14 protein-coding genes are annotated in these 14,148 nt (G+C 42.9%); 8 read left to right on the plus strand and 6 right to left on the minus strand.

Annotated elements, in window-relative coordinates; translation table 11 throughout:
- Positions 1–28 precede the first annotated feature (28 nt).
- From BCT49_RS03550 to BCT49_RS03560, 3 genes are all read left to right on the plus strand, one after another.
- Positions 29–958 carry an SPFH domain-containing protein gene (locus BCT49_RS03550; RefSeq protein WP_017106099.1) on the plus strand — a complete coding sequence of 310 codons (930 nt, stop codon included), beginning with the start codon at positions 29–31 and terminating at the stop codon, positions 956–958.
- A 3-nt stretch (positions 959–961) separates the two neighbouring features.
- Positions 962–1,411: an NfeD family protein gene (locus tag BCT49_RS03555; protein WP_102353303.1), complete on the plus strand. Its 450-nt coding sequence runs from the start codon at positions 962–964 to the stop codon at positions 1,409–1,411.
- Between the two features lie 319 nt (positions 1,412–1,730).
- Positions 1,731–1,910 (plus strand): hypothetical protein, encoded by a 180-nt coding sequence (locus tag BCT49_RS03560; RefSeq protein WP_017061927.1) that lies wholly within the window; start codon positions 1,731–1,733, stop codon positions 1,908–1,910.
- Between the two features lie 81 nt (positions 1,911–1,991).
- Here BCT49_RS03560 and cueR read toward each other — a convergent pair whose 3' ends face one another.
- The 5 genes from cueR to zipA form a co-directional block, all read right to left on the minus strand.
- Positions 1,992–2,384 carry a Cu(I)-responsive transcriptional regulator gene (cueR, locus tag BCT49_RS03565; protein ID WP_065110942.1) on the minus strand — a complete coding sequence of 131 codons (393 nt, stop codon included), beginning with the start codon at positions 2,382–2,384 and terminating at the stop codon, positions 1,992–1,994.
- 109 nt (positions 2,385–2,493) lie between these two features.
- Positions 2,494–3,297 (minus strand): DUF2057 family protein, encoded by an 804-nt coding sequence (locus BCT49_RS03570; protein ID WP_102434175.1) that lies wholly within the window; start codon positions 3,295–3,297, stop codon positions 2,494–2,496.
- Positions 3,298–3,396: 99 nt separating this feature from the next.
- Positions 3,397–4,545, minus strand: coding sequence for a porin (locus BCT49_RS03575; protein WP_076669102.1), 1,149 nt, complete (start codon positions 4,543–4,545; stop codon positions 3,397–3,399).
- 525 nt (positions 4,546–5,070) lie between these two features.
- Positions 5,071–7,083: an NAD-dependent DNA ligase LigA gene (gene ligA, locus BCT49_RS03585; protein ID WP_102434176.1), complete on the minus strand. Its 2,013-nt coding sequence runs from the start codon at positions 7,081–7,083 to the stop codon at positions 5,071–5,073.
- 92 nt (positions 7,084–7,175) lie between these two features.
- Positions 7,176–8,234 (minus strand): cell division protein ZipA, encoded by a 1,059-nt coding sequence (gene zipA, locus BCT49_RS03590; protein WP_102434177.1) that lies wholly within the window; start codon positions 8,232–8,234, stop codon positions 7,176–7,178.
- Between the two features lie 229 nt (positions 8,235–8,463).
- On the opposite strand from zipA, the gene cysZ reads away from it, so the two are divergent.
- The 5 genes from cysZ (at position 8,464) to crr (ending at position 13,452) form a co-directional block, all read left to right on the plus strand.
- Positions 8,464–9,222 carry a sulfate transporter CysZ gene (cysZ, locus tag BCT49_RS03595; protein ID WP_102281185.1) on the plus strand — a complete coding sequence of 253 codons (759 nt, stop codon included), beginning with the start codon at positions 8,464–8,466 and terminating at the stop codon, positions 9,220–9,222.
- 223 nt (positions 9,223–9,445) lie between these two features.
- On the plus strand, positions 9,446–10,414 hold the full coding sequence (cysK, locus tag BCT49_RS03600; RefSeq protein WP_017061934.1) for a cysteine synthase A: 969 nt from the start codon (positions 9,446–9,448) through the stop codon (positions 10,412–10,414).
- A 302-nt stretch (positions 10,415–10,716) separates the two neighbouring features.
- Complete coding sequence (locus tag BCT49_RS03605) at positions 10,717–10,974, plus strand: HPr family phosphocarrier protein (protein ID WP_004734263.1); 258 nt, start codon at positions 10,717–10,719, stop codon at positions 10,972–10,974.
- Between the two features lie 137 nt (positions 10,975–11,111).
- Entirely contained in the window at positions 11,112–12,836 is a 1,725-nt protein-coding gene (gene ptsI, locus BCT49_RS03610; RefSeq protein WP_017106090.1) for a phosphoenolpyruvate-protein phosphotransferase PtsI, read from the plus strand.
- Positions 12,837–12,942: 106 nt separating this feature from the next.
- Complete coding sequence (gene crr / locus BCT49_RS03615) at positions 12,943–13,452, plus strand: PTS glucose transporter subunit IIA (RefSeq protein ID WP_004737851.1); 510 nt, start codon at positions 12,943–12,945, stop codon at positions 13,450–13,452.
- A 599-nt stretch (positions 13,453–14,051) separates the two neighbouring features.
- On the opposite strand, the gene BCT49_RS03620 is transcribed toward crr, so the two are convergent.
- On the minus strand, positions 14,052–14,148 hold a 97-nt coding region (locus tag BCT49_RS03620; RefSeq protein ID WP_253804769.1), incomplete at its 5' end, for a flagellin.

The following is a 14,148-nucleotide window of genomic DNA, read 5'->3' on the forward strand; positions in this document are numbered from 1 at the left end:
ATCTAAGCGGAGAAGAGCCGGATTTTGTATGCCTATTGATACATTGATTACTATTGGCGTCTTTACTGCCGTCGCACTGCTCTTTATTTTCGCTGGTGTCAAAACCGTTCCACAGGGTAATAACTGGACTGTCGAACGTTTCGGTCGCTACACACACACCCTTCAACCCGGCTTGAACCTAATCATTCCATTCATTGACAAGGTTGGTCAGAAAATCAGCATGATGGAACGCGTACTCGATATTCCAGCTCAGGAAGTCATTTCAAAAGATAACGCCAATGTCATGATTGATGCTGTCTGTTTTGTTCAGGTTATCGATGCGCCCAAAGCAACTTACGAGGTCAACGACCTTGAACACGCGATCCGTAATTTAACCCTGACTAACATCCGTACCGTATTAGGTTCTATGGAATTGGATGAGATGCTTAGCCAACGTGACATGATCAATACTAAGCTGCTAAACATCGTCGATGAAGCAACAAACCCTTGGGGTGTCAAAGTGACACGTATCGAGATCAAAGACGTGCAACCACCAGCGGATCTAACCGCAGCGATGAACGCTCAAATGAAAGCCGAACGTAACAAGCGTGCTGATATTTTAGAGGCAGAGGGTGTAAGACAAGCTGAGATCCTAAAAGCCGAAGGTCATAAGCAATCAGAAATCTTAAAAGCAGAAGGCCAAAAGCAAGCAGCTATCCTGCAAGCCGAAGCTCGTGAACGTGCAGCAGAAGCAGAAGCTAAAGCGACAGAGATGGTATCAAACGCGATTGCTCAAGGCGACATGCAAGCCGTCAACTACTTCATCGCACAAGGCTATACTGATGCTCTGAAATCGATTGGCCAAGCAGAAAACGGTAAGATCATTATGTTACCGTTAGAGGCGACAGGGCTAATGGGCTCAGTCGCAGGCATCGCCGAGATGTTTGCACAAAGCAATGACAAAGGCAGTAAGGACTAACTTATGGTCGAATTACTAGAACAAGTAAACCACTGGCATTGGTTGGCGTTTGGTCTAGCACTATTGGCTCTTGAGCTTATCGGAACGGCTGGCTACTTTCTTTGGATTGGTATATCAGCCATGCTCGTCGGGGCTCTTTTGGGTGCATTACCACTGGGTTGGCAGATGCAATGGCTATCATTCGCCAGCTTCTCGCTCATCACTACTTGGTTATGGTGGAGAAGACAGCTGTCCAATGACAAGCACTCAGATGCGGGTCGGGAACTGAATCAGAGAGAAAAGCAGTTGCTGGGACAAACCGTACTATTAACTGAAGATATCAAAAGAGGTAACTGCCGAATTAAGGTAGGAGACTCTTCTTGGTCAGCAAGAGCTAGCCAAGATATCCCATCAGGCACAGAAATTAAGATTGTGGCGTTAGACGGAATAATTCTAATAATTCAACCTTTATAACCAATTAACATATAAAGCCTACATTATCGATAAATGTAGGCTTTAATCAGTTTAAAGAACAAAGAACATTCGAATTATCATTACGATAGATTGAATAGAAAAAAAAATAAGTTCTTATTTCGTAAAGCTAAAAATTTTGATTGAGCTAAAAAGATATAAGAAAGGCTGATTTCTTAAGCAATATATATATGAATAGTGAGCCACCCTCTCGCTTAATTATAATTATTAAAAATGTTAAGTCCGTCCAATTTTTGAAATTTTCTTTTCCTTGTCCATACTTTCATTTATCTCAACAAGAGATAAACATAACGGAGTCAGTATGAGACATTTTCTAATAATTTTAACAGCGATATTCAGCCTGTCATTCGGCAGTGCTCTGGCGAGCAGTCAGTCTCCAGGTAACGGGAACATGGGACCTATTGTGAAGTGTTCAGATGGAAACGCAGTCACTCATGTGCCATTGTTGATCTGCAAACACTATGGCGGAAAGGTGCTTTGATAGGTAACTAACGTCAGGCTAGTAATTTTTTACTGCCTGACACACTGCTTGGTTACCAGATAAGTTTTAAAGAAAAGTAAGTTATTTTCGGCCTGACAAATTATTCAAAATTGGACATTCGTTTGAGGTATCTCCAGGGCAATCATGTACCCAAGATTGCAACTGAGCCTTCATCTTATTGAGTTCAGCAAGCTTCAACTCTATTTCATCTAATTTCTGCGTTGCTTTCTTTTTTACTTCGTAGCTTTCTCTGTTGGGATTCATCGCCAGCTCAACAAGCGCCTTACACTCATCAAGCGTAAATCCAACCATTTTAGCTCTCAGTACAAATTCTAACTGTTCGATGTGAATCTCGCCGTATTGCCTATAGCCATTGTCGGAGCGATGCGGGGGACTCATCATGCCTTTACTTTCGTAAAAACGAATGGATTTCGCTGTTGTACCAACACGTTTAGCTACTTCACCAATATTCACTCTACTACCTATAATTCAAACGTTACCTAAAACAAAGAGCGCGGTCTAAAACGAAAAACCGCAGTACTGCTGTTATACAATACTGCGGTTGAAAAACATAGCTAGAGGCTTACTCTTGCTCTAACAGCCAAATCATAGTTTGAGATTTTTCTTCACTGTCTAGCTTATTGAACCAATATGAAACCATTTCGATTTCTTTTGAGCCTTCAATTGATGCTGGAGAAGCGTTCTTACGATTTTTGAATGCCCAATCTGTCACTGCAGACTGCTCTTCTTTTGTTGCTTGTCCATACCAGTAGTTAACCATCTCTTGAGCTTGAGAAGCTTCTGGTTCTTCAGCAACAACCGCTGCTACAGGTACCGCGACTGGGGCAACCGCGATCGCAGTATGATTATTTGCGCCGTTGTAGATCGTGTCGATATACGCTTTCGGCACAATGAAAGTTGTACTCATTACTGAGTTTTGTCCATCAAGCGTAAACTCTAAGTTTTTTTCTCTTGCTTGCTGAATATCAGCTTCGCTTAATGGAAATTTAATATATTGAGTCTTAGTACAGTGCTCGCTGCAACTCTCTCTTGGTACTTGTCTATCTTCTAACTCAAGCGTCTTACCTAGGAAGCTAACTGTTTCATATTCTTTATAGCTCTGGAAGTAGCTAACATCCATGATAATTGAAGATTCTGGAGCCGAGTTCTGTGTTACTTCTTTGTTGTACGTAAAGTAGAGTGACGATTTCAGGATGTCTGCTCCTACATTCGCTTTACTTTCCGCAACGTAAGATTGTCCAGTAACCTGAATATAACCGCCTTTAGGCTGCACATCCGCCACTGAATCTGCAAAATTACTTTTTGAATCGAGTGAACTACAAGCTCCCAAAAATAATGATAATACAACTACACTAACTTTATTCATTATGACTAATTCCTTATGTTCACTATGGAAAAAACGCTGGCAAAATAATTTACCAGCGTTTTGATTTTATTTAACTAATTTTAAGCTGATAACGTTAGCTTAGAAACCGTACTCAAGACCAACGCGAGTTACGATATCTGTATCTTCAACACCATCTTTATAGAAAGTACGACCCGCTACACGTAGGTAAGGTACGAAACCGTTATGAACCGCCATTAACTGACCAGAAATAGTGCTGCTATCTGAACCAGCTTCTTTTTGACCATTCAATTCAGACTCTAAGTTGGCTGCGTAACCCAATTTGAAACCAATTGGACCATTCCAGTATTGACCAATAACAGAGTAAGAATCTTGTGTTTGCTTACGGATACCGTTGTCTAGCTCTTCACCTTTAAACGCTGCCGCTATGCCAAAACCTGCTGGTAAACTTGCTTCGAAGCCAACAATATATGCGAATGTGTCGTCATCATAACCAGCTACAGTATCAGTTTTGTAAATATCACCAGGGTTATGGAGAACATTACCAGCGCTGTCTTTAATTTCTTCCTGAGCAGTAACGTACTCACCACCAGAAGCAGCAACTACGCGGGTACCAGATTCAACACCAGCCATAAACGTGATTTTTTCGAAGCTGTACTTAGCGCTTGCGCCAACGAAGTTCGCATCACGAGTCGCAGCACCGCCACCGTTGTCGTTATCATCACGACCAACAGAAGCTGCAAAAGAGAAACCACCAAATTTAGCTGAATCGTAACGTACTTGGTTAGATTGACGATCGTAGTGACCGTTGATGCCGCCCCAATCGAATACAGAACCTAGACCAGGGTTAGAGTATGGCCAATCGACGATTTCGTATAGTGGCGTAAGAACACGACCCACACGTAGGTTACCCCAAGAGCCAGAAGCACCAACGAAAGTATCACGGAAACCTAGAACACCACCTGAAACACCGCCATGAGACCAGTCTGTGCTATCTACGTAGCCAGATTCGATTTGCATTGTGATTAATACATCATCAAACATATCTTTATGAGCACGGAAGCCGATACGAGATTCATTCTCTACAGCGTAACCTGAGCTGTCGTCTCTGTTGTCAGTTGTGTTGTAGTTAACTACAGAGATAGCCGCAACACCGTATACGTCAACGTTGAAGTCAGAGTTGATACCAACTTCTTTCGCCATTACGCCTGTCGATAAAAGTGCAACGGATGCACCTAGTAGAGTACGTTTGAAAATTTTGTTTTCCATGGAATAAAACTCCTAAAAATGGATATAGCTGTTTGAATATTCCCCGCCTAAAGTTGGCCGCCGTAGAGAGAAATACCTTTTCTTGTTTGAGAACCCTAAACTCTGAATTCTCTATTTCCTTTCTGGTTATACACATCATGTGCATCCATGGCATTAAGACTAACTTCGCCCTCAAAAAGATCAATGAGAACTTAATTCTCATCTAAAAAAATATGAGTTGGTGCAAATTTAGTAGGTACTTAGTGATCCAGATCGACAAATAGAAAAAACCTCACCAAAACAAAATCAATGCCAATGAATTCAATAAGTTAATGCAATTATCACTTTATAAAAATAGATATGACTCGCAATTATGATACAACTAGAATGGTATTTCATTAATATTGAGCGGCATCACTGTCCCTTTTTGATAGTTCGTATAGGTACAAAATTCTCAACAATTAAAAAGACATCTAATTTGTAGCAGACACAAAAAAAGCACTCCCTTTAAAGGAGTGCTTTTGAGCTTTTTTTACCTTGGTTTACTTACGAAATAAGTGCAATTAGATCTTCTTCTGTTCTTATTTCGATACCTAAATCTTGTGCTTTAGTCAGTTTAGAACCAGCGGCTTCACCAGCGAATAAGATATCCGTTTTCTTAGACACGCTACCGGTTACTTTTGCACCTAAAGCCTGCAAAGCGGCTTTCGCTTCACTGCGTCCTAATTTAGACAGTGAGCCCGTCAACACAACCACTTTACCTTCTAACGGTAACTCTTGGTCATCCGCAACAGCTTCGATTGCAGGCCAGTTAACACCAAGCTCTAGCAACTGCTCGACTACGGCTCTGTTTTTCTCCTGCGAGAAGAAGCTCGTGAGGTGACTTGCTACGATGTCACCAATATCTGACACTTCAACCAACTGTTCATGGGTTGCTGCTTGAACCAACTCCAGCGTCTTAAAGTGTTGAGCTAAGTTCATAGCCGTCGCTTCGCCCACTTCTCGAATCCCTAGAGAATAAAGGAAACGCGCTAATGTCGTGTCTTTGGCTTTATTAAGCGCACTCACTACATTCAGTGCCGATTTAGGCCCCATTCGATCAAGAACCGTAATCACGCCCGCACTTAACTTAAAGAGATCGGCTGGAGTTTCTACCATTTCACGGTCGACAAGCTGCTCTATCACTTTTACACCAAGGCCATCGACATCCAACGCCTTTCTAGACACAAAGTGCTTAAGCGCTTCTTTACGCTGTGCCTGACACACTAAACCGCCAGTACAACGCGCTACTGCCTCGCCTTCGACACGTTCAACGGCAGAGTTACAGACTGGGCAAGCATCAGGGAATACAATATCTTTTGCCGACTCAGGACGACGATCGAGTACCACAGCCACAATTTGAGGGATAACGTCACCGGCACGACGGATAATCACGCTATCGCCTACCTTCACACCTAAACGAGCGATCTCATCGGCATTGTGTAGTGTGGCGTTACTCACCGTCACACCACCGACAAAGATAGGTTCAAGCTTAGCAACGGGCGTAATAGCGCCTGTTCGGCCTACTTGAAACTCAACATCGTTAAGCAGAGTGATCTCTTCTTGAGCTGGGAACTTGTAAGCAATTGCCCAGCGAGGTGCTCGTGCAACAAAACCAAGAGTTTCTTGTGCGGCAATGTCATCAACCTTAATCACCACCCCATCAATTTCGTAAGCGAGAGCATCACGACGAGTCATGATATCTTGGTAATACGCCTTTACATCCTCAAGCGAGCTTAACTGCTTAGTTTCAGGACACATAGGCAAGCCCCAGCCTTTCAACTGCAGAAAGCGTTGGTAGTGGCTATTTGATAGCTCAGCGCCCTCTACAACACCGACACTGTATGCGTAGAAAGCCAAGGGACGTTTAGCTGTAATACGAGAATCTAACTGACGCAGGCTACCTGCGGCGGCATTACGTGGGTTCACAAAGACTTTCTCGCCTTTCTTCAACGCCAGTTCATTCAGTTTGTCGAAGCCCGCTTTTGGCATAAACACTTCGCCACGTACTTCAATACGCTCTGGCCAGCCTTCACCTTGTAACTTAAGCGGAATTGAGCTGATCGTACGTACGTTTTCAGTAATATTTTCGCCAGTCGCACCATCGCCACGCGTCGCTGCCTGTACTAAGGTGCCGTTTACATAGAGCAAGCTCACAGCTAAACCATCAAGCTTAGGCTCACAACAGAAGGTCTTTAGGTTCGCAGTTGGCGCTCGATCAGACATGCGCTTATTAAACGCATCTAAATCGTCATCAGAGAATGCATTGTCGAGCGAAAGCATTGGGATTTCATGAGCCACTTGCGTAAACCCATCTAAAGGCTGTCCACCGACACGTTGGCTTGGCGAATCCACCGTCACAAGCTCAGGGTTCTCTTCTTCGATTTTTAGCAACTGTTGCATTAATCGATCGTACTCAACATCAGGAACCTCGGGGCTATCTTCTACGTAATAACGAACGGCATGATAGTGCAGAGTTTCTCTTAACTGCTCTAAGGTAACTTGAATCGATTCTTTCATATCATTCTCTGTCGTGATTGAAATATCAAAAAGGGCTCCCTTAGGAGCCCTTTTCTATAAATATAGATTATTTATAAGGCTAAACAAGACGGCTAGGCATTGGCTGCCGTCATAAAGTCTCTGATTTGTTTACGGTAGTCAGACAAGCGATTGGGTGTCATTAAGTTACGTGACTCGTCCAAAACGTTTCCGCCCATATCATCAGCAATTTTCTGAGCTGCACTTAGCATTACATTAAAGTTCTGATCGGCTTGACCATAACAAGGCAACGTCATGAAAAACGAAATACCTTTCGTTGTAAAATCAGCAGGATCATCATGTTCTAGCGTTCCTGGCTGCATCATGTTCGCAACACTGAAAATAACTTTTGGCTCATCACTAGATTGTGCAAAGCAGTGATAGATAGACATCTCACCATAAGTTAAGCCGTTATTCTCCATGCTACGGAAAAGTTCAGTACCTACGAATGGGATTTCTCCAGCACAGTGAACATTGAGAACAATAACTTCTAAGCCAAGCTCTTCATCTGGCTTAGCTTCTTCTATAGGCGCTGCGTTTTGTGGAGCAACGACTTCTTTAGCAACGTCTACTTTAGTAACAAGCGGTTCACTCGGCGTCAGTGCTTTGTTGGGAGCTAGTGGCTCAGTAACGGTATCAATAGTTTCTTCAAACGAACCATACTGCTCTTTAAAGCCAGCATGGTTTTCTTTTTGCTCGTCAGTCAATTCAAAGTTGGGAACCTCAGGCTCGACAACTTCTTCGATCTCTTCTGGCTCACTTTCGATCTGAACTGGCTCTTCTTTAACACTGAAAGAAGGAAGATCATTCAATTCGATGTCATCTTCGATAACTTCTTTCGTTTGTGGTGCTGTTAGTGGGTCAGAGTCAATCAGCGGATCCGTAGCAGACGGTGAAACCGCAAAGTCCGGCTCTTTACGCTCTTTTCTGATTATCTCAAAATCATCTTCTGGGGCGAATGAACGGTTTGGGATCGTTTCAGACTCATCTAAGCTATCGTTATCAAGCTTACCAAGCGGCTTATCTCCAAACTTTGCTTTCCCTTCTTTTTTACTCGTCCATAGACCATGGAACAATAATGCGGCGATAGCTAACGCGCCAACAATAATGAGTACAAATCGCAATTCCTGCATTTTTCGCTCTCAGCTTTCTTAGTCAACTAGCTATATAGATGCTGTCACTAAGTTGGGTTAATTTGGCCAATCTCACTACTCTATCAAAAGTAGCCACTGTTTTAGAACAACTTAATACAATTAGTTCCTTACATGGTGTGATTTTCGCCACGCTTTTTTTCTTAATTTCGGTCGAGTACACTAGGGATGTTTGCTATTTAACCAAATTCACATGTGACCTAATTTAAATATGACTATTGAATCTATTCCACGCTCAGGCTTTGGCTATTTTATTTTCGGAATAAAAATCGCTTTGTCACCGAGTATTCGCAAGTTTGTTTTACTTCCACTCATCGCTAACGTGTTACTCGTTGGTGGTGCTTTGTTTTATATCTTCTCCAACCTCAACACTTGGATTGAAGGATGGATTGGTGCATTGCCAAGCTTCTTGTCGTGGTTGTCATACATTTTGTGGCCGCTACTTGTCATAACCGTCTTGGCCACGTTTTCGTACTTCTTTAGCACGCTCGCTAACTTCATTGCTGCGCCGTTCAATGGATTACTCGCAGAAAAGGTAGAAGAACTGCTTAGTGGCAAAAAAGTAAATGACGATGGTTTACTTGATGTCCTCAAAGATACGCCACGTATATTAGCGAGAGAATGGCGCAAGCTTGTCTACGTTCTGCCAAAAGCGATCGGTTTATTCCTACTTTTGTTAATTCCAGCACTAGGACAAACCGTTGCACCGTTTTTATGGTTCATCTTCACCGCCTGGATGCTCGCTATCCAGTACGCTGATTACCCATTTGATAACCATAAAATCAAATTCGATGATATGAGAAACATTTTGAAACAAAAACAAGGTAAGACCTACAGCTTCGGTGCGCTTGTATCTGTGTTTACGACAATCCCAATTTTAAACCTGATAGTGGTACCTGTTGCCGTTTGTGGTGCCACAGCCATGTGGGTTGTTGAATTCAAAGAACAAGCATTACACTCTCGTCGATAAACGAGCCAACTTACCTTTCCGCGCCTATCTTTTGAGGATTCACTTACCAATAAAGATAGGCGTGAACTCTGCTACATATCTATATGATATAACTTTTTAATCCTTTTACCTTTTTTTCAAGTTGTTTAATCTAAATTCAAGCTGAACAAACATCGAAAGACACTAGACGGTAAAGTGATTGATATACTACGTTTAGTTCTGTCATTAAATGAAGGAATATCGCATGAGCAAGATCTACGAAGACAACACCCTAACGATTGGTAACACACCGCTAGTCCGCCTTAACAAAGTAAGCAAAGGTAACGTCCTAGCTAAGATCGAAGCTCGTAACCCAAGCTTCAGTGTTAAGTGTCGTATCGGTTCAAACATGATCTGGGAAGCAGAAAAAGCAGGTACTCTGAAACCAGGTATCGAACTTGTTGAACCGACCAGTGGTAACACCGGTGTTGCTCTTGCATTCGTAGCTGCGGCGCGCGGTTACAAGCTAACGCTGACTATGCCTGAATCAATGAGCCTAGAACGTCGTAAGCTACTTAAAGCCCTTGGCGCAAACCTAGTACTTACAGAAGCACCAAAAGGCATGAACGGCGCGATTGCTAAAGCAGAAGAGATTGTTGCTTCAGATCCAGACAAGTACCTACTACTACAACAGTTCAACAACCCAGCGAACCCACAAATTCACGAGCAGACAACTGGCCCGGAAATTTGGGAAGCAACAGACGGCGAGATCGACGTGTTTGTAGCGGGTGTTGGTACGGGCGGTACTATCACTGGTACAAGTCGTTACATTAAAGGTGAAAAAGGCAAAGCCATCACTTCAGTAGCGGTTGAACCAGCAGAGTCTCCAGTTATCGCACAAGCGCTTGCAGGCGAAGAAATCAAACCCGCTCCGCACAAAATCCAAGGCATCGGCGCAGGTTTCATCCCTGGAAACCTAGATTTAGAGATTATTGACCGAGTTGAATCGGTAACTTCTGAAGAAGCGATTGAGATGGCTCAACGCCTAATGAAAGAAGAAGGTATCCTTGCTGGCATCTCATCTGGTGCAGCTGTTGTAGCAGCAAACAGAATTGCAGAACTACCTGAATTTGCAGGAAAAACTATCGTTACCGTACTACCAAGCTCTGGTGAGCGTTACCTAAGTACAGCCTTGTTTGCAGGCATCTTTACGGAAAAAGAGAACCAACAGTAATATGTGGTCAAATCAATTTTTCGTCCAAAAAAGCCCCGTTTAGGGGCTTTTTTGTTGATCCCTGCCCCACCTTTGGTAATATCAGCTCTGTTTTATTTTTCGCTTCAAAATAAAAGAAGCAATAAACAGATTCTGAAAGTCATGAGTACTCAACAAAAGACGACCATGGCTGGATAAAAATTTATAATCAGTCTAAGTTCTAACACGAACATAGCGTACTAGCCTCTAGCGAACTTACGTTAAAGCAGTTAAGCTGAACTGGTTACAAACTTACAAAAAATAAATTAATTGGGGTATATCAAATGTACGAGAAGCAAGTAGAAATCACAGCAGAAAACGGTCTTCACACACGTCCAGCTGCACAGTTCGTTAAAGAAGCAAAATCTTTCGATGCTGACATCACAGTGACTTCTAACGGCAAAAGCGCTAGCGCGAAAAGCCTGTTCAAGCTACAAACTTTAGGCCTAGTAAAAGGTACTAACGTTACTATTTCAGCTGAAGGCCCTCAAGCTCAGCAAGCAGTAGACCACCTAGTTGCTCTTATGGATCAACTACACTAATACGGTCTCCTTCTTTCAAAGCCATTTTGCACAGCAAAGTGGCTTTGTTCGAAATAGATAGCAATAAGCGCGACATTTAGTCGACGACTTAAAGTCACACATTCTCCCGTTTACAGTTGAACAACTAAGGTAAGGCTATGATTTCAGGCATCCTAGCATCTCCTGGTATTGCTTTCGGTAAAGCACTACTACTTCAAGAAGATGAAATTGTCCTAAACACTCAATCTATCTCAGACGATCAAGTTGAAGCAGAAGTTCAGCGTTTTTTTGACGCTCGTAACAAATCTTCTCAACAACTTGAAGTTGTAAAGCAAAAAGCACTTGAAACTTTTGGCGAAGAAAAAGAAGCAATCTTTGAAGGCCATATCATGCTGCTTGAAGATGAAGAGCTAGAAGAAGAGATTTTAGCACTCATCAAGAAAGACAAAATGCACGCAGACAACGCGATCTACACAGTGATCGAAGAGCAAGCTGTTGCACTTGAGTCACTTGATGATGAGTACCTAAAAGAACGTGCGACTGATATCCGTGATATCGGTACTCGCTTCGTTAAAAATGCACTAGGCATTAACATTGTGTCTCTAGCAGATATCAATGAACAAGTTATCCTAGTTGCTTACGACCTAACGCCATCTGAAACTGCACAAATCAACCTAGACTACGTTCTTGGTTTCGCTTGTGACATCGGCGGTCGTACATCTCATACTTCAATCATGGCACGTTCACTTGAGCTTCCAGCTATCGTTGGTACTAACGATATCACTAAGCAAGTTAAGAACGGCGACATGCTTGTGCTAGACGCGATGAACAACAAGATCATCATCAACCCTTCTGACGCTGAATTAGCAGAAGCTAAGAAAATCAAATCTGATTTTGAAGCAGAAGCGGCTGAACTAGCAAAACTTAAAGACCTACCAGCTATCACGCTTGATAACCATCAAGTAGAAGTTTGCGGCAACATCGGTACAGTTAAAGACTGTGACGGTATCCTGCGCAACGGTGGCGAAGGTGTTGGTCTGTACCGTACTGAATTCCTATTCATGGACCGTACTGCACTTCCTACTGAAGAAGAGCAATACGTTGCTTACAAAGAAGTAGCTGAAGCAATGCACGGTGAGTCAGTGATTATCCGTACTATGGATATCGGTGGCGATAAAGATCTTCCATACATGGATCTTCCAGAAGAAATGAACCCGTTCCTAGGCTGGCGTGCAGTACGTATCAGCTTGGATCGTCGTGAAATCTTACGTGACCAACTACGCGGCATTCTTCGTGCATCTGCACACGGTAAGCTACGTATCATGTTCCCAATGATCATTTCTATTGAAGAGATCCGTGAACTGAAAAAAGCAATCGAAGAGTACAAAGTTGAACTTCGCGCTGAAGGTCACGCATTCGATGAAGACATCGAAATTGGCGTAATGGTTGAGACTCCAGCAGCAGCTGCAATCGCACACCACCTTGCTAAAGAAGTGGCTTTCTTCTCTATCGGTACTAACGATCTAACTCAATACACTCTTGCAGTTGACCGTGGTAACGAGATGATTTCTCACCTTTACAACCCACTATCTCCAGCGGTTCTTCTTGTAATCAAGCAAGTAATCGATGCTTCTCATAAAGAAGGCAAATGGACAGGTATGTGTGGCGAGCTAGCAGGCGATGAGCGTGCAACTCTACTTCTTCTTGGTATGGGTCTAGATGAGTTCTCTATGAGCGGTATCTCTATCCCTAAAGTTAAGAAAGTAATCCGTAACTCTAACTTCGCAGAAGTTAAAGCTATGGCTGACGAAGCACTATCTCTACCTACAGCTGCAGAAATTGAAGCTTGTGTAGAAAAGTTCATCGCTGAGAAAACTCAGTAATCACCAAGAGCTTAATAAAGTTAGACGGCTAAAAATAGTCGTCTAATTTGTTAGATTGGTATAGTATATTCTACAGAATAAAACTAAACGTTAGGAGCATGACACAATGGGTCTGTTTGACAAACTGAAAAAGCTAGTATCTGACGACAGCGCTGACGCTGGTGCAATCGAAATCATCGCACCTCTATCTGGCGAAATCGTAAATATTGAAGATGTGCCAGATGTTGTTTTCGCTGAAAAAATCGTTGGTGACGGCATCGCGATCAAACCAGCTGGCGACAAAATGGTTGCTCCAGTTAACGGTACTATCGGTAAGATTTTCGAAACTAACCACGCATTCTCTATCGAGTCTGACGACGGTGTTGAGCTTTTCGTTCACTTCGGTATCGATACTGTTGAACTTAAAGGCGAAGGCTTCACTCGTGTAGCTGAAGAAGGTCAATCTGTTAAAGCTGGTGACACTATCATCACTTTCGACCTAGCGCTTCTAGAAGAGAAAGCGAAATCTACGCTTACTCCAGTTGTTATCTCTAACATGGACGAAATCAAGGAGCTGAACAAGCTTTCTGGTTCTGTAACTGTTGGTGAAACTCCAGTTCTTAAAGTAACTAAGTAATTTCGATTACTTAACTGCTTTAATTAAAACGCTACCTAAGGGTGGCGTTTTTTGTGCCTGCTATATTTATCGAGTTCCTTAAACAACAGTACTGACTACTCCTCACCTCGTTGTAAACAACCCCTCAAAGAGCCACAGCAATCCCAATCCTTAATTACAGACCAACCACCCTACTTTGTTATTAAACCCAGTTAAACGCCACTCTAGGCGCTGATCCCGCACGTTAAATCACGCGATATGAATTCAGTCAGATAACAGATCTCTGATATCTCGCTCGACTCGGTTCTGAGATGACGACCAACGACTTCGGTTCAGGTTAGCAATGAGGCAAATACCTCTCTATAGCCGTCATTCCCTGCAGTGAGGAACGAGCGTGATAGGGAATCTCGTTTTTGCTCCTTTCAGTACTACGGCACTTTCTCCAACGACACCCTTAGCTAAATAACAGGCAATAAAAAACCCAGCCGAAGCTGGGTCTGTTTAGCGCTCATCTCTCACCACGAGCTAATTTGTGGAAGCCTAACGTTAACGTTTATGATCAACAACGCTTATGATCAACAGCGCTTATAACCAACGTGGCAACGTGGCCTTTCAATCGATTAACCTAGTAGGCTAAGTGCCGAGTTCGGTGCTTGCTTCGCTTGAGCAAGAATCGAGCTTGAAGCTTGAGAAAGAATCTGAGACTTAGTCATCTGA

The sequence above is a fragment of the Vibrio lentus genome (genome assembly GCF_002875945.1).
Taxonomy (GTDB): Bacteria; Pseudomonadota; Gammaproteobacteria; order Enterobacterales; family Vibrionaceae; genus Vibrio; species Vibrio apostichopi.